Raw genomic sequence first — 26,266 nt, forward strand, 5'->3', positions numbered from 1 at the left:
CTCGACAGGCAATCAGCGGTAATCCCATGGATAATTCCCGACGCCGTTTCCTTGGCGTCGCCGGCGGATTCGCCGGTGCATGCGTCTTCGTCGATACATTGCGCGTGACCCAGGCGATGGATACGCCGATGGCCATGCCGATGAAGCAACGGATGGCCATGCCGGCCCTGGCCGCGCCGAACGTGCCGCTGGTGAACCCGGTGACCATGGCAAAGTTCGTCGATGCGCTGCCGGTGCCACCGATCGCCGTGCCCACGGGCAAGCGCACCCACGCCGCGTTCGGAAGCAGGCAACTGCCGCTCTACCGCATGCCGATGCGGGCATTCAGTGCCAGGGTGCACCGGGATCTGCCGCCGACCCCGCAATGGGGTTACGCAGGGTCCACGCCGGGCCCCACGATCGTGACGCGGCGTGGCGAGCCGGTACTGGTGGAATGGGCCAACGAGCTTCCCACCCGGCATTTCCTGCCTATCGATCACGGCATTCATGGCGCGGAGAAATCTAAACCCGACGTTCGCACCATCACCCATGTGCACGGTGCGCGCGTTTCCGCGCCGAACGACGGTTGGCCTGAAGACTGGTACGTGCCGGGTAAATCGTTGACCGCCCTTTACCCGGGTGACCAGGACGCCGCCACCTTGTGGTACCACGATCACGCCATGGGCATCACGCGGCTGAACATCTACGCGGGCCTGTTCGGCAGCTTCCATGTGCACGACGAGGACGAAGAAGCCCTGGGGCTGCCCTCGGGCGAATTCGACATTCCGTTGATGCTCTATGACCGCCTGCTCGCCAAGAGCGGCAAGCTCTACTACCCGGTTTCGGAAGATCCCGACGCACCCTGGGTGTCCGAATGCCGCGGCGATGCGGTGCTGTGCAACGGCAAGCTGTATCCGTATCTTGAAGTGGAGCCGCGCCGCTACCGCTTGCGGCTGATCAATGCGGCCAATACCAGCTTCTTCAACCTGTCGCTGTCACATGGAAAGCCGTTCCAGCAGATTGGCAGCGACCAGGGGCTGCTGGTAGCGCCCACCGATCGCCTGAGCATAGAACTCTACCCGGCCGAACGTGCCGAGGTGATCGTCGACTTCAGTGCTTATGCAGGCCAGTCGGTGCAGCTACGCCACCAGGCCGACGGCATCGTCGAGTTCCGCGTTCGCGCCAAGGGTCGCCGCGATACCTCAATGGTGCCGGCCGCGTTGCGGCAGGTCCAGCGCATCGATCCATCCACGGCGGTGCAGGACCGCGTGCTTGCACTGGGCGAGCAGGACGATTCGGGCGGCAATCCGATGACGATGCTTCTCGATGGAAAGATGTGGAGCGATCCCATCAGCGAAAAACCGAAGAAGGGCACGGTTGAAACCTGGACGTTAGTCAATGTGACGGGCGACGCGCATCCCATCCACCTGCACCTTGTGCGCTTCCAGGTACTGGAGCGCCGTCCGTTCGACCTCTTCGCGTGGAACGCCCGCAAGGAACTCAAGTTCACCGGGCCATCGATACCACCGGCCGCGCACGAAGCCGGCTGGAAAGACACCGTGCGCTGCGACCCCGGCATGGTCACACGCATCATCACGCGCTTCGATGGCGAGCCAGGCAAATACGTCTGGCACTGCCATTACCTCGAGCACGAAGACAACGAAATGATGCGCCCCTACGAACTGGTCTGAACCCCGTTGGTTTGTTGCGGTGGTAACGATTGTTCGCGATATCTTGCGTTGACACGTGAGCGTCATCACACCCTCGCGCATTGTCGCTCGCGTGCCAACGATCCGTCACATGCGGGGTAGATGCTCACCGCGGTCGACAGGTCATCCACAACCTCAGTCGACAAGCATCAGGGGGAAGACTTCCAGTAGGGAGAGATTCACAATGGTTACATGGTTGCGCCGCACGCGGCTTTCGCCGCTGTTGATTGCTGCGCTTTCCGTCGGCCTCGCCGGCGTCGTCAGCGCCCAGGACACCACTCCACCCGACCACGATGCACAGTTCCGCCAGAACGTGCCCGTGGCTCCCTTCAAGAACCAGGTTGGCCTTCCCGGCGGCGTCGTCGTACTGCACAAGCCGACCCAAGGCCAGGACAACAGCAACAATACCGCCACCCCGATCAAGCACGTGATCCTGCTGATCGGCGAAAACCGCACGTTCGACCACGTTTATGGCACCTACACCGCGCCGAAGGGGCAGTCGGTGGACAACCTGCTGTCCAAGGGCATCGTCAATGCCGACGGCACGCCGGGTCCGAACGTGGACCTTGCCGCGCAGTTCATGGCCTCGAGCACCGGCAAGTTCGACATGTCGCCGAAGAAGACCGGCAAGTACAAGACGCTTCCGCAGATGAACACCGGTGGCGCACCCACCGCGGCACCCTTCGCTTCCGCAGCGCAGGCGCAGGCCATTGAGCCTGCCCTGCCCGATGGCACCTACGACATGCTCGCTGCCGGTGGCACGGGCCTGCCCAACCGCGTGGTCGATACCCGTTTCCCGGCCAAGCTCGTCAACGCGCCGGTGGACATGCATGCGTCGATCAGCTACGACGCTTACGCCAACAGCCCCGTGCACCGCTTCTTCCAGATGTGGCAGCAGCTCGATTGCGACACCAAGGCCGCCACCGCCGCCAACCCCAGCGGTTGTCTCAACGATCTGTTTCCCTGGGTCGAAACCACCATAGGCGCGGGCAACAACGGCGCTCCGCAGCCGGCGAACTTCACCGACCAGACCACCGGTGAAGGCTCCACCGCCATGCAGTTCCTGAACATGGCCCAGGGCGATGCGCCTTACTTCAAGAAGCTGGCCCAGAAGTATGCGCTGAGCGACAACTTCCACCAGTCGGTGATGGGCGGCACGGGTGCCAACCACATCATGCTTGGCTTCGGTACCTTGATCTACTACGCCGACGCCAACGGCAACCCGGCCACCCCGCCGGAAAACCAGATCGAGAACCCCGACGCGCAGTTCGGTACCAACAACTGGTGGGTGCAGGACGGCTACGGTGGCGGTTCGTACGTCAATTGCGCCGACGAAAGCCAGCCGGGCGTGAAGCAGATCAAGAACTACCTGCGCTCGCTGCCGTACCTGACGTTCAAGGGCACGGACTGCAAGGCCAAGGCCTACTACCTGGTGAACAACTACAACCCAGGCTACATGGGTGACGGTACGCCGGCTCCGCTGGGCGCCGATCAGTTCACCATCCCGCCGACCACACAGGAGAACCTGGCGCTACTGCTGGAGAAGCACAAGGTTTCCTGGAAGTACTACGGTGAAGGCTTCGGTGGCGGCAAGGAAGACGGCGAGGGCGGCACCTTCTGCAACATCTGCGATCCGTTCCTGTACTCCACCCAGGTCATGACCAACCCGGAACTGCGCGCCAAGAACCAGGACATCAACGACCTGTACAACGACATCCAGAACAACACGCTGCCGGCCGTTTCCATCGCCAAGCCCGACGGCATCCTCGATGGCCATCCGGCTTCGTCGAAGCTGGACCTGTTCGAAGGCTACGTGCGCAAGATCGTCGAAATGGCCGAAGCCAACCCGAAGGTGTGGGACGACACCGTGATCATGGTGACCTTCGATGAAGGTGGTGGCTACTATGATTCTGGCTACATCCAGCCGATCGACTTCTTCGGCGACGGCACGCGCATCCCGCTGCTGGTGGTATCGAAGTACTCCCTCGGCGGCAAGGTCGTGCACACGTACTACGACCATGTCTCGTTCGACAAATTCGTCGAGGCCAACTGGAACCTGAAAGACCAGATATCTGCCCGCAGCCGCGACAACCTGCCTAACCCGGTGTCGTTCAAGGAGAATCCGTATGTTCCGGTGAACGCGCCGGCCATCGGCAACCTCATGGACATGTTCAACTTCACCAAGAAGGATGTCAGCGACGCCACCGCGATCGTTGACTGATCGCTCACGGTTCGCTCGATACCGACCCTGCCGGCGAAAGCGGGCAGGGTTTTCGTGCTGCAAGGAGCCAGATGATGATGAAGCTTTCCCTGCCCGGGTTGGGGGTCCGATTAATGAGTCTGGCTCCGTTGGCCGCTGCTGCTGCGTGTGCGCTTGCCATGACTGCGGCCACACCTGTCCACGCCGATCCCGGTGACTTCGGCGCCATGCCCGGACTGTGGAAGATCCTGGTGCGGCACGTGGCCAACGGCAAGGCAGGTACACCGGAAGTGCATTGGCATTGCGTGGATGAAGGTGCCGATCCCTGGACCACGTTCGCCGCGTGGACGCCGGCGGAGGGCGAATGCACCGCCACGGACCAGCAACGCCGCAGTACCTCGCTGGCATGGAAGCTCACCTGCAAGGCAGCGCCGCCGGCTTCGGCGCATGTGGATTTCGACAGCGCCAAGCACTACACAGGCAGCGTCACGGTCGAAGGCCGCGGCGAGGTTACGCGGGTGGAGGGCGACCGTTACGCCGCCTGCACCAGTCCGCAAGATTGACGCGGCGGCGGCCACGACTCCCCAGACGTCACGCGCAGCCGAACATGAGGATCGCCGAATCCAAAAACATCTGGTCACAGTGGCCAAACCATGTGAGATCGCGCAACGATTGTCATCCCGACCGGGCCGTCTCTTTCCGATCGAAGTACGAAACCTTGTTCGCGATCTTCCACTCGTCGCCAACCTTCAGCAGCAAGAAATAGTCGGTAATCACGACGGCGCCATAGTCCAGGGTGATCCGCGCGGTTCCCGCATTGCCCGATGCATCCATGAAATCGATGGTCCGCACGCGCGAGGCTTCATTCTCCGCCACCTTGCCCTTGAAGAACGCACAGAACTCGTCCAGGGACAGCGACGTGAACTTGCCATCGCGCACGCTCTCGATCCGTGCAGTCGGCAGGAAGGCCAGGCGCATGTGCGATGCCTCGCCGGTGGCCTGCCCGCTGAAGTAGTGCTGGATGGCCTGCCTCATGCCTTCCTGCGCAGCGGGGTCCTGCTGCGTCGTTTGGCGCATCGCCGGTGGGTCGGCGGGTGCGGCATGCGCGCCCGCGATGAGGGTGATGAGGGCGCCTGCGAGCAGGCTGCGAATCCGTTGCTTATTCATGGCGCGTCTCCGTGGGAAGTCGACGCAGAATGTCTGGCGATGGCCCTTCGGACAATCGCTTTCACCGCGGATTTCGCACGCTTCGGCGCAATACTTTTCGCCACCTCATTTGAACAACGCGAGCCTATCGCGATAGCTGCGTGACAACTTGAGTTCCTGTCCACAGTCCAGGGTCAGGAAATACTCTCCGTTGAGGTGCGGTCGAAGGGCGACGACACGCGCCGCATTGACCAGTGTAGAACGGTGGATTCGTGGAAAGCGAGCGGGGTGCAGGCGCTTCTCCAAGTGGCTCAAGGTCGCACGCAACACATGCGTGTCTCGATCGGTGTGGATGCAGAGGTAGTCGCCCGCCGCATCGACCCAACGGATGCTTGCACGCGGCAAGCGCAACGTGGTCGCACCATCGCGAATAGCCAGGGGCGCATCCGGATCACTCCATCCCTGCGCATCGCTGGCTTCAAGCGCCTCATCCAGGGTCAACGCCGGGCGGCCACTGAGTACACCGATCAGGCCAAGCAATCGGGCGCGATGATCGCTTGCCTCACGCCGGTCCAGTGCTTCGCGCACCCGGAACAAGGCCTGATGCAAACGGCTGTCGTCCACCGGCTTCAGCAGGTAATCCACCGCGCTCGCTTCGAATGCGTCGAGTGCGTAGTGGTCATACGCGGTAACGAACACCACCAGCGGCATCTGCTGCGCGGGGAAGGCACGCAGGGTCGCGAAGCCATCGAGTCCGGGCATCTGCACGTCGAGAAACAGCAGGTCCGGCGCGTGCTCGGACACCGCACGTATCGCCGCCGCGCCGTCACCGGCCTCGCCAACGATAAGGATGTCACTCTCCCCGGCCAGTCGCAGTTCCAGGCCGCGACGGGCCAGGGGCTCGTCATCGACGAGCAATGTCCTTATCGTCCTTTCGCGCGTGTCTTTGGACATGGTCATTGCCGTGGCGCTCCCGAACTCTCGAACGGTAGCCTCATGATCACCTCGAAGCCTCCCTCCTCGCGATTACGCAGCCGGAAACTCTGCTGCTCCCCATACAGCACACGCAGGCGGCCACGCGTATTGGCCAGGCCGACGCGGTTGCCATGTACCGCGCTGCCTTCCCATCCACCATCGTGGTCCAGCTCCGGCCACCCGGGGCCATCGTCGATGACGGACAGTTTCAGGTGATCGCCGTCGCGGACCGCATGCAGTCCGATCGTGCCGCCCTCCACTCGCTTGATCACCGAATACTTGATGGCGTTCTCCACCAATGGCTGCAACAGCAGGCTCGGCAGCAGCGCCGACCAGCACGAAGGATCGATCCGGACATCCACGCGAAGACGCTCGGCGAAACGGGTCTTTTCGATATCCAGGTACAGCCCGATCGCATCCAGTTCCTGCTTCAGGGTCACCCGCTGCATCGGATCGGCGTCGAGCGAATGTCGAAGGAAGGCGCTCAAGCCCTGTACCATCCGGTTGGCGGTGGCGTTGTCGCGATCGAGCACCAGCGTCGAAATCGCATTGAGGGTGTTGAAAAGGAAGTGCGGGTTCAACTGGTAGCGCAGCATTTTCAGCTGCGCCTGGTGGGCCATCGCGGTCGCGGCCAAGGCCGCTTCGGTCTGCATGCGAAGTTTGCGCCAGGTGGTCATGACCAGGTAAAGGCTGGCCCACCCCACCACCACGTAGAGCTGGCTGATCACATAGGTGAAATAGCCGAAACCGGTGAAGGGCAGGCATCGGCGGCACCATTCCAGGTCGGTCACCATCTTGTAGGTGAGACCCATCGCCGCGGCGATCAGCACCGCCGGTACGATCATCAGCAATGCCACTCGCGCCGGTGGCCGATCACCGCAGGCGCGCAACAGGTAACGCAGTCCAAGCGTGCCGAGGAAGCCGGTAACGGCCACGGCGAGCAACACCGTCCAGTACTCGGCCGGCTTCCCGTTGGCGAGTGCGGAAAAATAGTTGACCAGGAACACGCCGCCCCAGCCGCCCGTGTGTAGCCACCAGAACAACGCACCCGCCGACCTTACCGGCGGCAACCCGGTAGCGGGCTGGGGCGACGTGGGATCGTTCGGCGCGACGGAATCAGGAGTCATGGCGGTAGATGGTGGACCTATCGGCAGCATAGACGGGACACCTTCGCCGGGTGGCCACGGCGATTCGGTTCGGCGCGCGCGCACAACGCTTCGGCGCAAACGCCCTACCGGGTGCCTCCGCAACCGCTAGCCTCGTGGACGACATGTGCCTGTCCCCTCCTTCCACCCGATGCGTGCCCGACACGGGCCGCGAGGCACCATACCAAAGGAGTCGTCGATGCTGCTCGAACTGATCCTGGCCGCGAACATGGCGACCGCCCAGGTGGAAACGGTTCCGGTTGCCACCGGCCTCCGGCGTCCCTGGTCGATGGCCTTCCTTCCCCAAGGCGACTTCCTGGTCAGCGAGAAAGAAGGCGGACTGGTCCGGGTGACTCCCGAGGGCGGGAAACATCCGATCGCGGGCATGCCCGACGACCTGGAAAACGCCGCGCAGGGACGCGGTGACAATGTCGGCCTGTTCGACGTGGTGTTGCACCCGGACTTCGCCCGCAACCATCGCATCTATTTCACTTATACATCGCGTGGCGCGGATGGCACGACGACCCGCCTGTCCACGGCCCGCCTGCTCGACGATCGCCTTGTCGACGTGCGACCGCTCTTCGACGCCACGCCGCGCTCGTCAGAACGCTTCCATTACGGCGGTGGACTGCTGATCGATCGCCAGCGTCACATTTACATGACCATCGGCGAGCGCCATTTCCGCGAAAGCAGCAACCCTCCGCTACCCGTGTCGCAGGACCCCACGGATCGACGCGGCAAGATCTACCGCTTCAACCTGGATGGCAAGCCGGCGCGCGGCAATCCCGATTTCGGCAAGGGCGCGGTGCCGGGGATTTATGCGCTGGGCATCCGCTCCGCGCAGGGATTGGCGCAGGCGGGTGACGGACGCATCTGGATGTCCGAGCACGGGGCCACGCGGGGCGACGAGATCAACCTGCTGCGGCCCCATGCGAACTATGGATGGCCCGTGCATACGGCGGGCCGCCACCGCGATGCTGGCTATGTGCCGCAGACGCTACCGGGCGCGGTCTACACCGCGCCGGCATGGACCTGGACGGATCGCACCATCGCACCCGCCGGACTGGCCGTTTACAGTGGAAAGCAGTTTCCGGAATGGCGCGGTGACCTGCTCCTGGCGGGCCTGAGTACAGGTAGCTTGCTCCGGCTGGACCTGCAGGGCGATCGCGTGGTCGGCGAGGAGGTGCTGCTCACCGGTGTGCGCCTGCGCAACGTGAAGCAGGCACCGGACGGTACCGTCTACCTGCTCACCGACGAATCCGACGGACGATTGCTACGGCTGGAGCGACGATCGTGATTCAAGGCCTCATGCCTGCGTCACTCCCCGCATCAAGGCCAGCATGGCGTGTTCGAGATCGTGTTCGAAGTCATAACGCAGGCTTCGCAAGCCCGGTTGCTCGATCACTTGCGCGGCGATTCCTGTCGGGTTGCTCAGCGGCCACAAGCCGATGATGAGTGGCAGCGCATGCTTCACCACCTGATCGAACGCCTGCGCCGATATGTCGGGCACCCGGGCATGGAAGTCCTGCGCCGTTCGTTGACGAATCGCCAGCAGATTGCCTTTGATCTCGACCATGCGTTCGAATGACACCTTGCGCTCGAGAATGGACGGCAAGATGCTGATCAGGCGGCAGAGCAACGGACGGGCGACGATCGTCGAGGCGAAGACGCGGGCGATGTGTTCGACACTTCCCTCGTTCTTACCGCCACGATCCAGTGCCGCGCCCAGGTCCGCGTGCCACCCCGAGAATTCCTCGACAAGCAGATCCATCAGCACGGCTTCGCTACTTTCGAAATACCGGTAGACGTTCGACTTCGTCATCTCCGCCTGGCGGGCGAGCTCATTGATTCCGAGATCGAGGACATCAGGGTCCTGCAACAGCATGGCCCGTGCGGTAGCCAGCAGATGCCGGCGGCGCTCTTCCTTCTGCTCGGGGGAGCGGGCGCGTACGTAGGAAGGGGACGAGGTCATGCGGGGATCACCTTGCAGTTGCAAAAGACCAATGGTCTGCTATATTAGAGACCGACGGTCTTCAATTCTGCCCGAAACGCGGGATGGAGGCCACCCTCTAGTTCACCGTGACCTCAACAAGAGTAAGCATCATGGCTACCAACGTCGGTACGTGGGTCCTCGTAACGGGCGCATCCAGCGGATTTGGCGAAGAATTCGCCAAGCAGTACGCCGCCAAGGGCCATTCGCTGGTTCTGGCCGCACGTCGGCTCGATCGGCTGGAAGCCCTGGCCGCGACGCTTCGCCAGACCTACGGCGTGGAGGTCATCACGGAGCAGGTCGATCTGTCGGACCTGGCCGCCGTCGAGGGGCTGCACACGAACCTTCGCGAGCGCGGAATCGCGATCGAGATCCTGATCAACAACGCGGGGCATGGCTTGCAAGGCGCCTTCCTCGACTCGCCGCGGCAAAGCATCCTGGACATGGTGCAGTTGGACATCGCGAGCCTGACACTCATGACGCGGCTCTTCGGTGAAGACATGCGCCAGCGAGGCCATGGAAAGATCCTGCTCGTCGCCAGTTTGTTGTCTTACTTCGGCGTGAAAGACATGGCCGTCTACGGTGCGGCCAAGGCCTATGTGCTTCGTCTGGGCGAGGCGCTGCACCGCGAATTCAAACGTGACGGCGTGACGGTTACGACGCTATGCCCCGGCATATCCGACACCGGCTTTGCCCAGGCCGCGAAGCAAAAGATCACGCTGGGGCTCAAGCTGCTGATGATGAAGCCCGAACCGGTGGTACGAGTTGGCATCCGTGCGCTCGATACAGGCCGCATCAGTGTCGTCCCGGGCTTCAACAACAAGGCGGCCGTGGCGATGGTGTGGGCGACGCCACGATGGCTGCACCAGGCGCTCTTTGCCCGCATCATGAACGGCTGAATTAGCGAACGCGCGTGAAGTAGTTGGCACGCATGACGGGCGTACGGTTGGTTCCTGGATAAACCACGGTCTCGACGAGGTCACGTCCGTCTGGCAATACGGAATAGATTCGCGTCGACACAAGAACGCCGTCCTTCTGCAACGCCATGACCAGGACGTTGGGCGCCGGCCGTTCCAGTGCGACATGGTCGGCTTCCGGACTGTTCTCGATGATCGCGTAAGTCCCGTCTAGCGTGGCTGTGGAAACGGAATGAACCTCTACTCCAGGCGCATAGACGATATCGACGTGCGTGGCCCACTTCCCGCCGCCCACATCGGCGAACGTAAACGTGACGCTCTTCGGGCGCTGATCGGGCGGCATGGGTAGACGCGACGTATCGAGCGACCAACTTCCCAGCAAGGGAAAAGGCGACGAGCGCGTCGGGGATGGCTCCGATGACGCCTGTGGCGTGTCAGCCAGGCTGATCGCTGGCGTCGCGATGGCGAGTGCCATGGCAATTACAAGGATTTTTGGCAGGAATTTCATATCACCCCTTTCCATGCTGGACCTTGTCTTTTTTAGCATGGCCGCCAGCCGATCTAACGATAGCTCGCTTCCATGAGCGCCGTGCCCAACTCGCCGATCTTCATGTGATCGAAACTGGTGTTATTCATCAATATAACGGTATGGCCATCGTCGATGGTGCGCCATACGAGCATTCGAAACGCACCGTTGGATCCGTACTCCCACGCGACCGGATGCTCCTTGCCGCCAAAGGATAGCGTCTTGGTACGTCCACCCAAGGCGTAGTGCTGGGCAGGCCGTTCGACGGTCATCAGGATGCGCATGGACTCGGGCGACAGCACCTTGCCTGAGAAGAGGCCGTTGGCCAGGGCGAAGAGGTCATTTGCGCTGGCGTAGAACCCACCGGCGAGCATCATGAAGTTCGGCGAAGGCTTGTCGAGCGGCTCCGCCTGGGGAGTCAGTTTCCGGTAACCGTGAGCCATGCCTGGCACCGCCAGCGAGCTTCCACTGAAGGTTCCACTGTGGCGCATCGCAAGCGGTCGGACGATGTAACCGTCGACCAGGGAGGCGTAGTCCCGTCCGGTGACCCGCTCGACGACAGCCTTGACCAGCAGCCAATTGGAATGCGAGTAGTCCCATTCCGTTCCGGGTTCGAAACGCAAGTCGCCGCTCGCGAAACGGCGCACGGCCTCTGCCTGGTCGATCGACAACGTCCGCGTGGCCGGGTCGCGCTTGATGGCGTCATCCATGTCGTTGGGAAGCCCGCTCGCATGGGTCATCAAGTCGCGCAGTGTCAGCTTGTCGCCATTATCACGTCGATAGTCAGGGAGATAGGTGGAGATCGGCTCGTCCAAGGCGAGCTGGCCCTGTTGGACCAATCGCATGACCACCATCGCGGCGATCCATTTCGATATCGAGCCGGACTCGAACGGCGTGTCGGCCGTCAGGGCACGATCCGTGGCGGCATCGGCCACGCCGAAGCTCGCGGAGTAGTCGATGTGCGAGCCCTGGCCTACAAGCACCACGCCATTGAAGCTCTCCTCGGCGACGAAACGTTGGACGATGGCGGCACAGCCACCGCAGTCGGCCCATGCCGGAAAGACGGCCGGCAAGCTCATCAGAAACAGCGCCGCCCTCCGTAGAGCGCGTCGCTGCGCTCGCTTACGCGATCCTGGAAAACCGTTCATCGATACCTCCCCGGTCCGGTGAGCGCTTGGATGCCGCACGCGCCGCCAAGGTTTAAGCGTGTCACCTCACCATGGAGAAGAGCGCACGTGGCCCAGCCATCGCAGGGCCCGTCGCACCAACGCGCCCGGCAGGTCCGGATTCCACACGAAGGTGACCACGCTCTCCGCCGGCATCGTGTACTCGAACCGGAACCGCCCATCCGTCACCGAAACAGGACGCGCCGCCGTATTGATGTTCACCATCACCAGGACGATCGACCCGTCGAATTCGTTCTGGAAGGCCACGTTGGCGATCCCCTTGTCGGCATCGGTGTCGTTGGATTTCACTCGCGTGGCACCTGGCAGGACGAACGTGCTGAAGTGTGCCAGCGCGTAGTACTCGTCGTTGCGAGTCACCGCCCCGGTCTGCGAGTCGATCGTGATCACGCCCTTGCAAGCCAGGCATCCGCCGAAGTGCGGACCGTGGTTCTCGTCCAGCGCCAGGTTCCAATAGATGACGCCACGGGCCCATTGGCGGGTTCCCGTGACCAGCAGGTTTCGGGTGAACCAAAGCAGTTCGCCATTCATGTTCAGCGGCCAGTCGCCGCCCGAACACTCGGTGATATACGCATCCTTGTCGGGATATTGGCGGTGCACGCGGCCCTGCTCATGCTGGCTGCCCTCGTAGCAATGCCAGGCCACGCCATCGATGTAACGCGCGGCATCGGCGTTGGCCAGGACACTCAACGGTTGCTCCGGGTGGCTCCAGTTGTGGTCCCAGTCCAGGATGGCCGTCTTCGGCTTCCGCCCGGCAAGCTTCGGCCCGAGATACCTGGCGACGATCCGCGCACGCGTCTCCGCGCCCATCACCATGCCGGGGTAGCTGATGGGTGAATAAGCGGGCTCGTTCTGCAAGGTCAGGGCGAATATGGGAATGCCATGGCTGCGATAGGCATCGAGATACTTGACGAGGTAATCCGCGTACGTGCTCTCGTACTGCTCCAGCAACTCCCCGCCAATCAGGTTTTCGTTGGTCTTCATCCACGCCGGCGCACTCCATGGCGAGGCGACGATCAGCATGTCCGGATGGATGGAGAGGACTTCGCGCACCACCGGTATCACGTCCTGGAGGTTTGGCGCGACGTTGAAGTGCTCCAACTGCGGGTCGGTCTGGCCGAAGGGAATATCGTCCAGCGTATACAGCCTCAACGAGAAGTCCGAGGCGCCGACGATCAGGCGCATCATGTTCAGGTTGAGGTTCGGCGGTGGGCCATACAACTCGCGCAACAGCGCGCGGCGTTGCAGTGCGTTCAACGTGTTCTGGAGAAGCCATGCCGAGGAGTCGGTCATGGCCGCGCCAAACCCCGTCATGGTCTGGTACCTGGTGCCGACGTCGACAACGATGTCGGCTGGCGTGGCGTCGTGAGGCCTCGTGTCGATATCGCGCTGTGGCGCCAGCTTCAGGCGGTGATCGGCGGTGCTCAGCCAGACTTCGACCGCCGGCATGATCGGCCGCACCGGCGAAGCGGCTTGTGCCCCCACTGTCGGCTGCACGAAGCGCGGTGCATACAGGGCTGCCACGCTGAGCAGCGAGATCAAGGCGATGAAGATGGCCACCGTCCGGTGGGAATCCGGCCGCCGCTCAGCCATGATGCCCGCGGATCCCGATGCTCGCCTTGCCTTTCACTAGGACCACGAAGCTTCCCGGCTTTCACGTCGAAACATGGAGCCATATTACTAGCCCTGAGCCTCGATATATGGCGAATCCGTTCGGATCATGCAACGACTGGGCAGCGAGGACACGAGCCCCTGGCTCAGGGTGCGTTGGCTGGAGCGGCGTTGATCGCCAACTGGGCAGCGAACGCCCGCTGGTATGCCGGACGCGCTTCGCCGCGGGCGACATAGGCGGCAAGGCTCGGGAATTCCGCCAGGATTCCCGATGGCCTCAACCTGAGCAGCACCGATACCATCGTCAGGTCGCCAGCGCTGAACTCGCCATCCAGCCAATCGGCACCACCCAGGCGGGCGGCAAGCCGATCCAGCCGCCCACGGATGCGATCCGCGATCAGGGGTAGGCGCTCCTGGGTCCAGGGCTTGTCGCCCTCGATGAACCTGGCCGTCACCAGTTCCAGGATCGGCGGCTCCACGGTGTTGAGCGCGGCGAACATCCAGGTGATCGCGCGCGCGCGGGCATTGGCATCGTCCGGCAACAAGCCCGTATAGCGGTCGGCGAGATGGAAGATGATCGCGCCGCTCTCGAACAGCACGAGTTCGCCTTCCTCATAGGTGGGAATCTGGCCGAATGGGTGGAGGCCCAGGTGCGCGGGCTCCTTCATGGCACCGAAGGACACGAGGCGGACCTCGTAGGGCTGGCCGACTTCCTCCAGCGCCCAGCGCACGCGCGTATCGCGCGCCAGGCCCATGCCGCCGTCGGGGGAACGCTCGAACGCGGTGATGACAATGCTCATGCGTGAATGTCCTTTGGGTCAGTCCGGTATCGCCACTTCGACCAGTCGCTCGAGCAAGGTCAGCGACTCCTGCCAGCCGAGATAGCACTGCTCGACCGGGATCATGTCGGGAATCCCCTCCTGGACGATCTGCACGTCGGTCCCACAGGACACGGCGCGCAGGCTGATCGTCGTGACCATGCTACCGGGCAGGTTGGGGTCGTCGAAACGGTCGTCGTGAACGATACGCTCGTTCGGCACCAGTTCCAGGTAGGTGCCGCCGAAGCTGTGGCCGTTGCCGGTGGAGAAATTCGTGAACGTCATCCGATACTTACCTCCGACCCGCGCATCCAGTTCGTGCACGGTGCAGGTGAAGCCATCGGGCGGCAGCCACTTGGACGTGGCGGCGGCATCGAGGAAGGCGCGGTAGATGCGCTCGGGCGGGGCGGTGAATACGCGGTGCAAGCGAACAGTGCCGGTCATGGGAAATTCTCGTGGCGAGGTGGAGTCCTCATTGCCTACGACGAACGGGGATATCCCAAATCGACATCCGTTCTCAAAGAGTCACCGGGGGCTACCGACGAACGCGCTTGCCCTTGGCCCGCTTCCCTATGCTCGCCGCCTGAGGGGCGTCCTTTTCCCCCGAGGGACCACCGGCCGCCACCCGCTCGATCCACGCCAGGTCATCGACGTAGGAAAGGAACTGCCTCAGGTATCCCGGCGACAACTCGCGCATGAGCTCGATCGACCGGTGCACAAGGGCGTTCGAGTTGAGCGGACCCGCGTTCCGGGGAACGTAGTCCAGCGTCTGCCGCAGCTGGCTTTCGGCGCGCAGGCCCGACCATATTTTCCGGAAATCCTCGAGCGCGGGCAGCTCGGGATAGGCGCTGGACGCCGGGTCGCCGGCGAACTCGTCCACCAACCGCCCCAGCGGACCGCGAGCGCGCGACGCACTACGGTCCATGGGACGCCACGGTGGCCGTCGACGGTTTCGGAATCGGTGCTATCTCCACGCGCCGGTTTTTCGCACGGCCGTCCTCGCTGGCGTTCGTGCTCACAGGCTGTTCGGAACCGAACGCGGCGGCGAACACGGACGGCGCGGGAACCCCCTCGGCGATCAGCGCACGCGTTACCGTAAGGGCACGTTGCGCGGACAACTCCCAGTTATCGGCGAAGTGCCTGTTGCTGTCGCGCACCGGCTGGTCATCGGTGAAGCCACTGACCATGAGCACCTCGTTTCGCGAGGCGAGGTATTGGGTGAGCGGCGCCGCAAGGCTCTTCAGGAGCTCGCGCCCTTCGGGCTGGAGCTGGTCGGAGTTCAGCGCGAACAACACGCTGCCGCGAATGCCGATGCGCCCGTCGACGAGGGTCACGCGGCCCGCCGCGAGCGGCACCGCCAAGGCCTGTTCGAGCGTCATGCGGCGCTGCGCTTCGGCCTGTCGCTGCTTGACCTCTTCATCCAGGCGGATCGAGAGTTGCAGCTGCATGCCGATCACGCCCACGAGGATCAACACGAAGGCGCCCAGCAGCACCGACATCAGGTCGCCGAACGCGGCCCAGATCGGTGCGGCCGATTCCGATTCGAACTCGACGTCGTCACTCATGCCGTTTCGTCCATGGCCGGCATGCGCTGCGCGGCGAGCCGCTGCATGTCGTCCAGGATCTGCTTTTGCGAGAGCACGCTGAGATCGACGACTTCCCTTGCCTGCGCCACGTAGTACGCCAGTTGTTCGTCGCTGCGCACGAGCGAATTGTCCAATGCGATGGCGATCTGTTCGAGGCGTTCCATCAAGGCCTCGTTGGACTTGCCGAACGACTCGACACCCGCGCCGAATGCTTCGGCCAGGCCGGCCACCTCGACGGCGCCGCCGGTGACCTGTGCGGCGACCGAAGCCAGCTTGCCGGTCTCGGCTTCGATCTGGTCGGTGAATCGCGTACCTACACGCTCCAGCAGGTCGGCCGACGTCGCCACCAGCGCATCCACGGCGGCACGTTGCTCGGTCGACGCGTGGTTCACGGCATCGAGCAGGGTTTCCAGCGTCGCCAGCAAACGGCTGCGCTCGTCGAGCATCGCCGTATCGCGCACCATGCTGTCGGAGAGTTTCTGTCGCAGTTCGGCGACGACTTCAGCGGCAACCCTGGGTGCCTCGGAAGCGGTTTCCACGAGGCGTGAAATCTCGGCGATGGTGGCGCTGGCATCCGCCTTGGTCTGTGCCGTGATGTCGCCGGCGGCGCGGGCGAGCGTATCGGTCCACAACGCGAGCCGTTCTTCGTCGCGCGATGCCAGGACGTCCTGCAGGCCCGCATGGGATTGGCGAACGGTTTCGACGAGGGACGTGGCATGCCGCTCGAACACCGCGGCCGCCCCATGCGAAGCGGCCTCGAAACGCGTCGAGAGCGTTTCCACGAGGTTCGTCGAACGCTCTTCGAAAGTCTGGGTGAACGCTTCCAGCGAGCCGCTCAGATCGTTCGCCACGGTCTCGTTCGCACGGCGTTGCTCCGCCAGGGCATCGTTCCAGAGGCTGGCGACGGTCGCCGTGGATGCCTGGAGGCCCGCTGTAAGGCCGTCGAGGTGCCGCTGCACGGCCTTCGTCACGGTGTCGTGCAACGATGCCGCTTCACGCGCGAGCCCGGCCATGGTGGCGTCGATGACCGGCTGGAGCGTCGCGCTCGCCGCGCGCGCGCTTTCGGAGACACTGTCCTTCAACGATGCCTCGACCGATGACGCGAGGCGCGCGTACATCGCATCGGTCGAGGCGTGGAATGCTTCCTGGTTCGCGAGCTGGCGATCGCTGGCGGCGAGACTGTTCTTTTCGATAGCCGCCATCATCGCTTGCAGGCGGTCGACCAGGACGGGCATCGACTCGGCCTGCTGTTGCAGAAGCCTGAAGGCTTCCTCACGCTGGTGCGCCTGGGAGTGGATGCGCAGGGTCGTGGCGATCTTCATGTCGAGCAGCTGTACCGCCTCGAGCCGTTCGCGCCTGCACAAGGCCGAGAGCAGCCCGAGCATCGCGGAACTGGCCACGCCCGCGATCGACGTGCCGAAGGCGAAGCCAAGACCCTTCACCGGCGCCGCGAGCGAGCCACGGATCGCCTGCAAGTCCGTCGCGCTTTCCAGCGCGATGCCGGTTCCCCTCAGCGTCGCCATCATGCCCAGCAGCGTGCCCAGCATGCCCAGCAAGACCAGCAACCCGACCAGGTAAGGCGTCAATGCCGGCGCGGGCATGGCCGCGCGCGCGCCTTCGATGCGCAGGCGCACCGCGTTCCGCAGGCTCGCGTGCAAGGGTTCGAGCCAGGCCGCCAGGCTCGGCGGCGGCGCGGCCAGATCGGCCACCGCCAGCCGCAGCGACCGCGTGGCCTGGCGATAACGGTGCAATTCGACGGCGCCGACGAGGTAACAGGCACCGATCAGCCCCGCGACCGCGGCACCCAGCGGGTTCGAGCCGACATAGCCGATGCCGATCCAGCCGATGGCCGCGAGACCGATGAGGAACACGGCGAAGTAAAGAAGATTTCTGAACATGACTACCCAATTAGCTGGCGCGCAGCGCTGCAAGCAGGCCGTCGACCGGTTGAAAACGAACATCCAGTTCGGCGAGCAAGACGCTCCGCATATCCTTTCGGAATACGTCCATCCATGCGCCCGCCCCCGCCTGTTCCCGCTGGCGGAGACGATCGAAGTGCCTCCCGAGCACGGCGGGCACGGCACCCAGCAATTTTTGCTCGCGCGGGCTGAGTGCGAGTTCCATCACCGCGTCGACCTCCGCCAACCGGGCCAGCGCGGGCGATGTCGCCACGAGCATGTCCCGCAGGCGGCCCCGCAACTGGCCCGTGGTGGCCTGCATCGACCTTTGCAGGGCCAGGTAGCGTTGACGGAACAGCGTGTAGTCGGCTGTCTCGTCCACGCCGACGCCCCGCCCGGTTTCGCGATCGCCGGAAAGAGCCAGTTCGCGCGCCCCCATGATGGCGTTCACCAGGGATGCCCGGGCGCGCGCGCACTCATCCTCCTGCGCACCGCCAAAAGCCGGCACGTCCCCGGCCGGCGCCGATGGCGTGCCATCGAGAGCCGTGGAGAGGGCGATGGCGTGGGTCCACTCGAGCCATTGGCTCAACCGGTCCGACAGCGATTGGCTGGATGGAGGGGTCTCGACGTCCGTGAGCCGGGCGAGCAGGCGGATGAACGTCGGTCCCCGGACCATCGTCCGTTGGGAAGAATGCACGGTTCTGCTGGTCAAAAGAGGCTGATTTTACTCTTTTATTTCACCTCTTGCCTCGGATATCGTAGATCCCACGCGACGACGTCATGGATACCTCGGATGGGGAAGCTGATTTGCACGCCATGAACCGCGGCCGCGTCCCATCCGCCCTGCTGGCGGGCTCGATCCTCGTTATCGCGATTTCGGCCATCAGGCCGGCCCTCTGGGCGAACTGGCTCCTCGAGAACGCCGTCGTCGCGATAGCCCTGCCGCTGCTGGTCGTGGGCTACCGCCGGCTGCATTTCTCCAACGCCACCTGTGTGTCGCTCTTCGTGTTCCTGGCCCTGCACGAGATCGGGGCGCACTACACGTATTCGAACGTTCCCTACGACGAGTGGTTCGCCGGGGTCTTCGGCGTGACCCTGAACGGGCTCCTCGGCCTGACGCGCAATCACTTCGACCGCCTCGTCCATTTCTCCTATGGATTGCTGGTCACTCCCGCGGCCGTCGAACTCTTCGCGCGGCGGGCACCGCCGCAGGGCATATGGCGCTGGATCCTGCCGGTCACGTTCATCATGTCCCACGCCTTGATCTATGAACTGATCGAATGGGCCGCGGCCACCGCGTTCGGCGATGGCCTGGGCCAGGAATACCTGGGTACCCAAGGCGATGTGTGGGACGCGCAGCAGGACATGCTGCTGGCGTCGCTGGGCAGCATCGTGACCATGGTGTTCCTCGGCGTGACACGACGGCTCCCCATCGAAGCCGGGCCGTCGGTCAATCGATAGCGAGCACGATCGTGAAGGCCGCCGTGGCGGCGAGCACGCACGGCACCAGGCGCAGCGCATACCCACGACCTCCACGGAGCACCGCGAGCGCGCATTTGAGCAGGGTATTCGCCACCAGCGCCGCCAATACGCCCTGCTCGCCCGTCTCGATCGCGGCTTCACCGGACGAAACCATTTGCGCGGCCGACGCCGCGGCCGCATGGACATCGGCGATACCCGACATCGCCAGCACCCAGGGTATCGAGGTACTTCCCAGATGATCCCGAACGATGGCCGCCAACAAGATGATGCCGGCAAACATGAGCATGAAACGAATGGCGGACAGCGGCTCGAACGGACGCTTGCCGGCGAAGGCCGCGGTGTCGGAAGGCGATGCATTGGAGCGAAAGCCGAGCAGGAGGGCCATGCCGATGGCAACGCCTCCCGCCACCGCCAGCGGCAGGGCCAGATGGGCAAGCAGAGGCGGAGAGAGCATGCCGACGACCACCGCCAACTGCGCGAACGTGGCGACGTTCGACGCCACTCCTCCGCTGGCTGCCGCCGCGACCACCTCCGGGGTGGCGCGTGCCCGATCGCCCATGGCCACGATCGTGGCCGTGCTCGACACGAAACCGCCCGCCAGCCCGGCAAACGCGACCGCCGAGCGTGAGCCGAGCGCCCGCAACATGACGTAGCCGACGGCCGAAACCGCCATCACCGCGACCACCAGGAGCCACAGGCGATATGGGTTGAGCGCATGCCAGGGGTCGAGCGTACGGTCCGGCAACAGGGGAAGCACGATGAAAGTCGCTCCCGCCAGCAGCAGGAGGTCGTGCAGATCCTGCGCGCTGATCAGGTGCCTGCTGATGTGGTGGAGACGACGCTTGCTGGCGAGAACGATGGCCACGGCGGCACCCACGCCGCACGCCATCGGCGGCGACGACATCGCGAGGGCACCGAGCAGGAAGGTCGCCAGCATGGCGATCTCGGTGGTCAGGCCCGGGTCGCTATCGCGGGTACGGCGGTAGGAGGCGAACATCATCGTGCCGATCGCGAGTCCGGCAACGGCGATGGCCACCGCGCCGAGAAGGGTGGCGACAGCTCCGCAAATGCCGAGCAACGCGAACGTACGGATACCCGCGGGCTCGCGCTCCGGCCCCTCACCCTTGGCGCGCTCGCGCTCCAGGCCGACCAGCAAGCCGACGATCAACGCGGCACCCATGCCGTAAATGGCCGCACCGATATCCATGGACATCATGCGGCCGGTTCCTTTGCGACAGGGCTCATCGTTCCTCCCCCCAACGGGACGCGGCGACCCGGTGTCAGGCCGCTACTTGAGGCTCTTCTTCTTCTCGTCCTTGGCGGCTTTCTTTTCCTTCATCGTCTTGGCCGGCTTCTTCTTGTCGCTCTTCTTCGAATCCATACCCTTGCTCATATCGCCTCCTTCGTTGGGATCGCCGTCGCACGGCGTGCTGTGGATGGAAGACTACGCCAATCCGCGCGCCATGGAATGCCGGGAAAGCGATTCCCCGGACTGCGCTAGAGTTTCGCCGACTCGCGCCAGAGGTCCGTGCCGCCGTCGGTCGCGTATACGTCGATCTCGGCCAGCTCCGCGGCCGTGAAATCCAGGCCTTTCACGGCATCCAGTGAATTGTCGAGTTGCTCGACCGTGCGCGCGCCGATCAGCGAGGACGTCACGCGCGGGTCGCGCAACGACCAGGCGATCGCCATCTGGGCCAGCGTCTGTCCACGGCGTTCGGCGATGGCGTTGAGCGCACGGATGCGCCCGAGGTTCGCCTCGCTGAGCTGGTCCTTGCCGAGCGAGCCCTCGCGGGTGGCGCGCGCATCGGCGGGAATGCCCTTCAGGTATTTCGACGTCAGCAAGCCCTGGGCCAGGGGCGAAAAGGCGATGCAACCGGTGCCCAATGCTTCCAGCGTGTCGAGCAGGCCACCTTCGATCCAGCGGTTGAACATCGAGTAGTTGGGCTGGTGGATGAACAAGGGCACGCGCTCCTCGGCCAGGATGGCGGCCGCCTTGCGCGTGAGTTCCGGCGAGTAACTGGAAATGCCCACATACAGCGCCTTGCCCTGGCGGTGCAGGTGCGCCAACGTCCCCATCGTCTCTTCCAGGGGCGTGGTGGGATCGACGCGATGCGAATAGAAGATATCGACATAGTCCAGGCCCATGCGCTTGAGCGACTGGTCGAGACTGGCGACGAGGTACTTCCGACTGCCGCCGATGCCGCCGTAGGGGCCCGGCCACATGTCCCAGCCGGCCTTGGTGGAGATGATCATTTCGTCGCGATGGGGCGCGAAGTCGCTCGCCATCACCCGGCCGAAATTCTCTTCCGCCGACCCGTACGGCGGGCCGTAGTTGTTCGCGAGGTCGAAATGGGTCACGCCTCGATCGAACGCGCGGCGCAGGATGGCTCGGCCGGTCTCGAAGACGTCGGCGCCACCGAAGTTCTGCCAAAGGCCCAGCGAGATGGCGGGCAGGTCGATGCCACTCCGACCGCAACGGCGATAAGGCATGAGGTTGTCGTAACGATTCGATGCGGCTTGGTAGGGCACGGACGAGGCTCCATCAAATGAAGACCCGAATGTTACGCGTCGTTCCGTTGAAGCGGATATAGGTGCAGACTGTGCGGCATCTTCGAAAGACGGGTGAAGCGCACACATGACCACGGCCCTGCTCGTCATCGACATGCAGCAAGCGCTCTGTTCCGGCGAGGAAGAAGCGTTCGACATCAAGGACGTGCTCAAACGCATCAACGTGCTGATCGCCAACGCGAAGATCGGCGGCGCCAGCGTGATCTTCGTCCAGCACGAAGAAGACGAAGGCTCGCTGGTGTTCGGCGGCGACGGTTGGCAACTGGCCCAGGGGCTCGCGGCGGCCGATGGCGATATCCGCGTGCGCAAGGCCACGCCGGACGCCTTCCATCGGACGGAATTGAGCGAGGTACTGGAACGGCTGGAAGTCACCGACCTCGTCGTCTGCGGGCTACAGACGGATTTCTGCGTCGACACGACGGTGCGGCGCGCCTTGGCCCTGGGCTTTCCCGTCACGCTCGCCGGGGACGCGCACTCGACCCTCGACAACGGGGTGCTCACCGCCGCCCAGATCATTGCCCATCACAACCGTACACTCAGCAATATCAGCAGCTTCGGCCCCCGCGCGAGGGTGAAAGCGGCGGCGGAGATACGCTTCCCTGTCGAGTGAGCCTTGGTCGTGAGCCGAATAGGGCGTATATTCGGCTCACGAAATGAGCCGAATGGCTCGGTTTATCGGCTCACGACAGCGGTATGAACGACCCAACCTGGATTTGGCAGCGCTCGGACTGGCCGGCTTTCCGCTGGCAAGAAGAGGCTGTCGCCCCTCTCCTGCGCGCCTGCCAACTCGCCCAGGGGCGCTTGCTGGGTGCTGCCGGCGCAGTGGAAGCGGATCTGGAAGCGGGCACCGAACTCGATGCCTTGCTACAGAACATCGTGGCCTCATCCGCCATCGAGGGGGAGGATCTCGACGTCGGATCGGTGCGTTCGTCGCTTGCGCGCCGCCTCGGCCTCGATAATGAGGTTTCCGGCCGGCGGAGTGCGCGCAGCGAGGGCATGGCCGAACTCATGCTGGACGCCACGAGGAACTACCGCGCGCCCCTCGATCTCCCTCGCCTGCTGCACTGGCACACTTTTCTCTTTCCCACAGATGAAAACGTCCTGCCCCTGCGCATTCGCATCGGGGAGTTGCGTGGCGACGAACCGATGCAAGTGGTTTCCGGCCGGATGGACGAGCCTCGTGTCCATTTCCAGGCGCCGCCCCGATCCGGGCTGGAAAATCAGGTCGATGCCTTCCTTGACTGGTTTTCGGCCAGTCGCGAAAACGCCACGCTCGATCCCCTGCTTCGCGCCGGCATCGCCCACCTCTGGTTCGTGACGCTGCACCCCTTCGACGACGGGAACGGGCGGATGACCCGGGCGCTCACGGATCTGGCGCTTGCGCAAGCGGAACACCAGGCCATCCGCTTCTACACGATGGCCACCAGCATCCTCGACGATCGCGGGGGCTACTACGACGTGCTGGAAGCAAGCCAGCGCGCCGGCCTGGACATCACGTCGTGGCTCGAATGGTTCCTGCGAACGTTGCTGCGAAGCCTCGAACAGGCACTGGCCCATATCGACCGCGTGATGGACAAGACCCGCTTCTGGCGTGAGCACCGTACACACGAGCTTTCGGCGGAACAGATGAAAGTGCTCGATCGCCTGCTCGACGGAGGGGACCGAGGATTCCCGCAAGGCATCAGCGCCTCGCAGTACCAGGCCGTCGCGAAAGTCTCCAAGGCCACCGCGACGCGTCACCTGGGCGACCTGCTCGACAAGGGCATGATCGTGCGCCTGCCCGGCGGAGGCCGCAGCACGCGTTACCGCATCGCATGGCCTGGCACGGGCGTCGCGGACACGGGGCGGTCCGATGCGTGAGTCCTCCGCACCCCGCATGACGACCTTCCTCTCCGCTCTCCGGCTCTGGTTGGCATTGCTCGCCTGCGGACTGGCGGTGCTGTTCGGATCGGTGCTCATCGGCGGCGGCGATTCCACCATCGCCGCGTCATGGCAGGCGCTGGTGTCGCCCGCGGAGACACCGATGCATGCCATCGTCTGGGAGCTTCGTATTCCGCGCGCGGTGGCCGCCTATGGGGTAGGTGGGCTGTTGGCCGTCTCCGGCTGCCTCATGCAGATCCTCGTGCGCAATCCCTTGGCCGATCCCTATACGCTCGGCCTTTCCGGTGGCGCCGCCGTGGGTGCGCTCGGCGCCATGCTGGCCGGGGCCGGCGCGCTGGCGACCACCCTCGGCGCGGCGTCGGGAGCCCTCCTGGCGTGCGTCGCCGTGTTCGTGCTCGCCCATCGCGACCTGCTTTCCCGCGCTCGTGCCGCGCAGCGCGAAGACTCCACCGACCTGATCCTGATCGGCGTGATGCTGGCCTCCGGCCTGGGCGCCATCGTCAGCATGATGTTGGTGTTGGCACCGGACAAGAACCTGCGCGGCATGCTGTTCTGGATGATGGGCGACCTCAGTGGCGTGGCCAACGCGTCGCTGCCGGCCGTGACGCTGCTCGCTTGCGTGCTCCTGGTCGCTCCCCTGGGACGCCAACTCAACCTGCTGATGCGTGGCGAGGAATCGGCCAGCGCCCTGGGCGTTCGGCCGAACGCCGTGAAGTCGGCGATCTTCGCCATCGCGTCGCTGGCCACGGCCGTGGCCGTGACCACGGCGGGTACCGTCGGTTTCGTCGGGCTGGTGGTACCGCATGCGCTGCGCCGGATCGTCGGTAACGACCAGCGCGTGCTGCTGCCGGCCTGCGCGATCTGTGGCGGCATGGTGGTGGTCGTGGCCGATACGATCTCGCGCATCGTCGCCGATCCCATCCAGCTACCCGTCGGCGCGGTGATGGCGATCATCGGCGTGCCTACCTTCATGTTCCTGCTGGTGCGGCGGCGATGAGCATCGAACTGGTCGCCGAATCGCTGGCCGTATCGATGCGTGGACGCTCGCTCGTCGGCAAGCTGGACATGCGTATCGCGCCGGGCCAGGTCTGGTGCGTGCTCGGCCCGAACGGCGCGGGCAAGTCCACCCTGCTGCGCACACTGGCGGGCCTGCGTGCGCCCGATGGTGGCCGGGTGGTGCTCGGAGGCCGTGATGTCGCCTCGTATCACCCGATCGAGATCGCACGCCGGCGCGGTTTCCTCCCGCAAACGATCGTGGACGCCTTCAGCCTCACGGTCATGGAAGCCGTGATGTCGGCCCGCCACCCCCGCCTGCCGTTCTGGGCCTGGGGCGACGAAGACACCGGACACGCGGAGAACGCATTGCGCACCTTCGAACTGGATGCGTTGGCGGAGCGCGACATCACCACGCTGTCCGGCGGCGAGCGCCAGCGGGTGAACATCGCCACGTTGTTCACCCAGGACGTGGATATCATGCTGCTCGACGAGCCACTGTCCTCACTCGACCTGCACCACCAGATGAAGACCTTGCACGAGCTGATGCGTGCCGCCTCCGAACAGGACAAGTCCGTGATCTATACGGTCCACGACATCAATCTCGCCTTCCAGCATGCGACGCACGCCGTGCTGTTGGATGGCCGGGGCGCCGCCCTGGCCGGCCTCAAGGACGATGTCGTCACCAGCGAGCACCTCAGCGCCGCCTTCCACCATCCCATCCATGGCGTCACGCTCGGCGATGAACTGTTCTTCCGCGCCGGACGCCTCAACGGACCGTCCCGATGATGCGACTCATCACCTTCGTCGGGCTGCTCTTGGGCACCGCCACCGCCACGGCGTCGGTCACCGTCATCGATGATGCCGGCCGGAGCGTGACGCTACCCGCTCCGGCCCATCGCATCGTCAGCCTGGCGCCCAACATCACCGACGCCCTGTTCGCAGCCGGCGCGGGTGCCTATGTCGTCGGCACGTCGCGATTCAGCGACTATCCCGCGGCGGCGAAGAAGGTTCCGGTGGTCGGCGACGCGACCATGATCGACCTGGAGCGCATCGTGGGCCTGAAGCCCGATGTCGTCGTGGTGTGGAAAAGCGGTAACTCGGTGGCGCAGGTGGAGAAACTCACGCGCCTGGGGATACCGGTGTTCTACTCGGAAACGACACGGCTCGCCGAGGTGGCATCCACCACGCGCCGGCTTGGCAAGCTCGCCGGCACGGAAGCCGCCGCCGACCGCGACGCCGACGCCTTCGAAGCCGAACTCGACCGGCTACGAACCGCCTATGCCGGCAAGAAGCGCCTGAAGGTATTCTTCCAGGTCTGGAACCGGCCGCTGATGACGATCGGTCGCGCACAGATCATCGACGATGCCCTCGTCCTTTGTGGTGGCGACAATATCTTCGCCGACCTCGACCAGCCCGCGCCGACGGTCGGTCGCGAAGCGGTCCTGGCGCGCAACCCCGATGCGATCATCAGCGGCGGCGGTGAAGGAGAATCGTTGAACGGCTGGAAGGCTTCGACTTTCCTCGCCGCGGTGAAGCACGACAATGTCTTCGTGATCGACGCGCCGACCCTGGCCCTGCCCTCTCCCTCGATCCTGTCCGGGGTGGCCACCCTCTGTCGTGCCCTGGACGAGGCTCGTACGAGGGCGGCGCGCTGA

General features: G+C 64.3%; 26 protein-coding genes. 11 read left to right on the forward strand and 15 right to left on the reverse strand.

From position 1 onward, the window contains the following. Positions 1–26: 26 nt before the first annotated feature. From ACR9ZJ_RS01485 to ACR9ZJ_RS01495, 3 genes are all read left to right on the forward strand, one after another. Positions 27–1,670, forward strand: a complete 1,644-nt coding sequence (locus ACR9ZJ_RS01485) for a multicopper oxidase family protein (RefSeq protein ID WP_481286628.1) — start codon at positions 27–29, stop codon at positions 1,668–1,670. A 202-nt stretch (positions 1,671–1,872) separates the two neighbouring features. Next, positions 1,873–3,909 (forward strand): alkaline phosphatase family protein, encoded by a 2,037-nt coding sequence (locus tag ACR9ZJ_RS01490; protein WP_481286629.1) that lies wholly within the window; start codon positions 1,873–1,875, stop codon positions 3,907–3,909. Between the two features lie 158 nt (positions 3,910–4,067). Then, positions 4,068–4,451: a DUF3617 domain-containing protein gene (locus ACR9ZJ_RS01495; RefSeq protein ID WP_481286630.1), complete on the forward strand. Its 384-nt coding sequence runs from the start codon at positions 4,068–4,070 to the stop codon at positions 4,449–4,451. Positions 4,452–4,563: 112 nt separating this feature from the next. On the opposite strand, the gene ACR9ZJ_RS01500 is transcribed toward ACR9ZJ_RS01495, so the two are convergent. The 3 genes from ACR9ZJ_RS01500 to ACR9ZJ_RS01510 form a co-directional block, all read right to left on the reverse strand. Further along, entirely contained in the window at positions 4,564–5,055 is a 492-nt protein-coding gene (locus tag ACR9ZJ_RS01500) for a nuclear transport factor 2 family protein (protein ID WP_481286631.1), read from the reverse strand. A 105-nt stretch (positions 5,056–5,160) separates the two neighbouring features. Further along, positions 5,161–5,994 (reverse strand): LytR/AlgR family response regulator transcription factor, encoded by an 834-nt coding sequence (locus ACR9ZJ_RS01505; RefSeq protein WP_481286632.1) that lies wholly within the window; start codon positions 5,992–5,994, stop codon positions 5,161–5,163. Continuing rightward, a complete protein-coding gene (locus ACR9ZJ_RS01510) occupies positions 5,991–7,136 on the reverse strand; it encodes a sensor histidine kinase (protein ID WP_481286633.1) in 1,146 nt (381 codons plus the stop codon). The genes ACR9ZJ_RS01505 and ACR9ZJ_RS01510 overlap by 4 nt, the downstream gene beginning before the upstream one ends. Positions 7,137–7,353: 217 nt before the next feature. On the opposite strand from ACR9ZJ_RS01510, the gene ACR9ZJ_RS01515 reads away from it, so the two are divergent. Further along, a complete protein-coding gene (locus ACR9ZJ_RS01515; RefSeq protein WP_481286634.1) occupies positions 7,354–8,451 on the forward strand; it encodes a PQQ-dependent sugar dehydrogenase in 1,098 nt (365 codons plus the stop codon). Between the two features lie 9 nt (positions 8,452–8,460). Here ACR9ZJ_RS01515 and ACR9ZJ_RS01520 read toward each other — a convergent pair whose 3' ends face one another. Beyond that, a complete protein-coding gene (locus ACR9ZJ_RS01520; RefSeq protein ID WP_481286635.1) occupies positions 8,461–9,126 on the reverse strand; it encodes a TetR/AcrR family transcriptional regulator in 666 nt (221 codons plus the stop codon). Between the two features lie 131 nt (positions 9,127–9,257). Between ACR9ZJ_RS01520 and ACR9ZJ_RS01525 the strand changes: the two genes are divergently transcribed. Further along, on the forward strand, positions 9,258–10,043 hold the full coding sequence (locus ACR9ZJ_RS01525) for an SDR family NAD(P)-dependent oxidoreductase (RefSeq protein WP_481286636.1): 786 nt from the start codon (positions 9,258–9,260) through the stop codon (positions 10,041–10,043). 1 nt (position 10,044) lies between these two features. On the opposite strand, the gene ACR9ZJ_RS01530 is transcribed toward ACR9ZJ_RS01525, so the two are convergent. The 9 genes from ACR9ZJ_RS01530 to ACR9ZJ_RS01570 form a co-directional block, all read right to left on the reverse strand. Continuing rightward, positions 10,045–10,569: a hypothetical protein gene (locus ACR9ZJ_RS01530; protein ID WP_481286637.1), complete on the reverse strand. Its 525-nt coding sequence runs from the start codon at positions 10,567–10,569 to the stop codon at positions 10,045–10,047. 53 nt (positions 10,570–10,622) lie between these two features. Next, complete coding sequence (locus ACR9ZJ_RS01535; RefSeq protein WP_481286638.1) at positions 10,623–11,666, reverse strand: serine hydrolase domain-containing protein; 1,044 nt, start codon at positions 11,664–11,666, stop codon at positions 10,623–10,625. Positions 11,667–11,801: 135 nt separating this feature from the next. Then, the gene (locus ACR9ZJ_RS01540) at positions 11,802–13,331 is read right to left on the reverse strand and encodes a glycoside hydrolase family 30 protein (protein WP_481286639.1); all 1,530 of its coding nucleotides are present in this window, start codon (positions 13,329–13,331) and stop codon (positions 11,802–11,804) included. Positions 13,332–13,528: 197 nt separating this feature from the next. Next, complete coding sequence (locus ACR9ZJ_RS01545; protein ID WP_481286640.1) at positions 13,529–14,182, reverse strand: glutathione S-transferase family protein; 654 nt, start codon at positions 14,180–14,182, stop codon at positions 13,529–13,531. Between the two features lie 18 nt (positions 14,183–14,200). Then, entirely contained in the window at positions 14,201–14,644 is a 444-nt protein-coding gene (locus ACR9ZJ_RS01550) for an SRPBCC family protein (RefSeq protein WP_481281898.1), read from the reverse strand. A gap of 91 nt (positions 14,645–14,735) precedes the next feature. Beyond that, on the reverse strand, positions 14,736–15,080 hold the full coding sequence (locus ACR9ZJ_RS01555; RefSeq protein WP_481281899.1) for a DUF2894 domain-containing protein: 345 nt from the start codon (positions 15,078–15,080) through the stop codon (positions 14,736–14,738). Between the two features lie 34 nt (positions 15,081–15,114). Next, positions 15,115–15,765 (reverse strand): OmpA family protein, encoded by a 651-nt coding sequence (locus tag ACR9ZJ_RS01560; protein ID WP_481286641.1) that lies wholly within the window; start codon positions 15,763–15,765, stop codon positions 15,115–15,117. Further along, entirely contained in the window at positions 15,762–17,684 is a 1,923-nt protein-coding gene (locus ACR9ZJ_RS01565; RefSeq protein ID WP_481286642.1) for a DUF802 domain-containing protein, read from the reverse strand. Before ACR9ZJ_RS01565 ends, ACR9ZJ_RS01560 begins: the two co-directional genes overlap by 4 nt. A 10-nt stretch (positions 17,685–17,694) precedes the next feature. After that, positions 17,695–18,360 (reverse strand): DUF3348 domain-containing protein, encoded by a 666-nt coding sequence (locus ACR9ZJ_RS01570; RefSeq protein WP_481286662.1) that lies wholly within the window; start codon positions 18,358–18,360, stop codon positions 17,695–17,697. A 140-nt stretch (positions 18,361–18,500) separates the two neighbouring features. On the opposite strand from ACR9ZJ_RS01570, the gene ACR9ZJ_RS01575 reads away from it, so the two are divergent. Next, positions 18,501–19,145, forward strand: coding sequence for a DUF2238 domain-containing protein (locus ACR9ZJ_RS01575; RefSeq protein WP_481286643.1), 645 nt, complete (start codon positions 18,501–18,503; stop codon positions 19,143–19,145). Here ACR9ZJ_RS01575 and ACR9ZJ_RS01580 read toward each other — a convergent pair. Both ACR9ZJ_RS01580 and mgrA read right to left on the reverse strand, forming a co-directional pair. Then, the gene (locus tag ACR9ZJ_RS01580; RefSeq protein WP_481286644.1) at positions 19,135–20,382 is read right to left on the reverse strand and encodes an MgtC/SapB family protein; all 1,248 of its coding nucleotides are present in this window, start codon (positions 20,380–20,382) and stop codon (positions 19,135–19,137) included. The two genes, ACR9ZJ_RS01575 and ACR9ZJ_RS01580, sit on opposite strands and share 11 nt — an antisense overlap. A 281-nt stretch (positions 20,383–20,663) precedes the next feature. Next, a complete protein-coding gene (mgrA, locus tag ACR9ZJ_RS01585; protein WP_481281905.1) occupies positions 20,664–21,695 on the reverse strand; it encodes an L-glyceraldehyde 3-phosphate reductase in 1,032 nt (343 codons plus the stop codon). Positions 21,696–21,801: 106 nt separating this feature from the next. Here mgrA and ACR9ZJ_RS01590 point away from each other — a divergent pair, with 106 nt between their 5' ends. From ACR9ZJ_RS01590 to ACR9ZJ_RS01610, 5 genes are all read left to right on the forward strand, one after another. Further along, on the forward strand, positions 21,802–22,344 hold the full coding sequence (locus ACR9ZJ_RS01590; RefSeq protein WP_481281906.1) for a cysteine hydrolase family protein: 543 nt from the start codon (positions 21,802–21,804) through the stop codon (positions 22,342–22,344). A gap of 83 nt (positions 22,345–22,427) precedes the next feature. Then, positions 22,428–23,594 (forward strand): Fic family protein, encoded by a 1,167-nt coding sequence (locus ACR9ZJ_RS01595; protein ID WP_481286645.1) that lies wholly within the window; start codon positions 22,428–22,430, stop codon positions 23,592–23,594. Then, positions 23,587–24,612, forward strand: coding sequence for a FecCD family ABC transporter permease (locus ACR9ZJ_RS01600; RefSeq protein ID WP_481286646.1), 1,026 nt, complete (start codon positions 23,587–23,589; stop codon positions 24,610–24,612). The genes ACR9ZJ_RS01595 and ACR9ZJ_RS01600 overlap by 8 nt, the downstream gene beginning before the upstream one ends. Continuing rightward, entirely contained in the window at positions 24,609–25,397 is a 789-nt protein-coding gene (locus ACR9ZJ_RS01605) for an ABC transporter ATP-binding protein (protein ID WP_481286647.1), read from the forward strand. Before ACR9ZJ_RS01600 ends, ACR9ZJ_RS01605 begins: the two co-directional genes overlap by 4 nt. Beyond that, positions 25,394–26,266 carry a cobalamin-binding protein gene (locus ACR9ZJ_RS01610; RefSeq protein ID WP_481286648.1) on the forward strand — a complete coding sequence of 291 codons (873 nt, stop codon included), beginning with the start codon at positions 25,394–25,396 and terminating at the stop codon, positions 26,264–26,266. The genes ACR9ZJ_RS01605 and ACR9ZJ_RS01610 overlap by 4 nt, the downstream gene beginning before the upstream one ends.

Source organism: Luteibacter sp. KNZ12-1A (assembly GCF_056755675.1).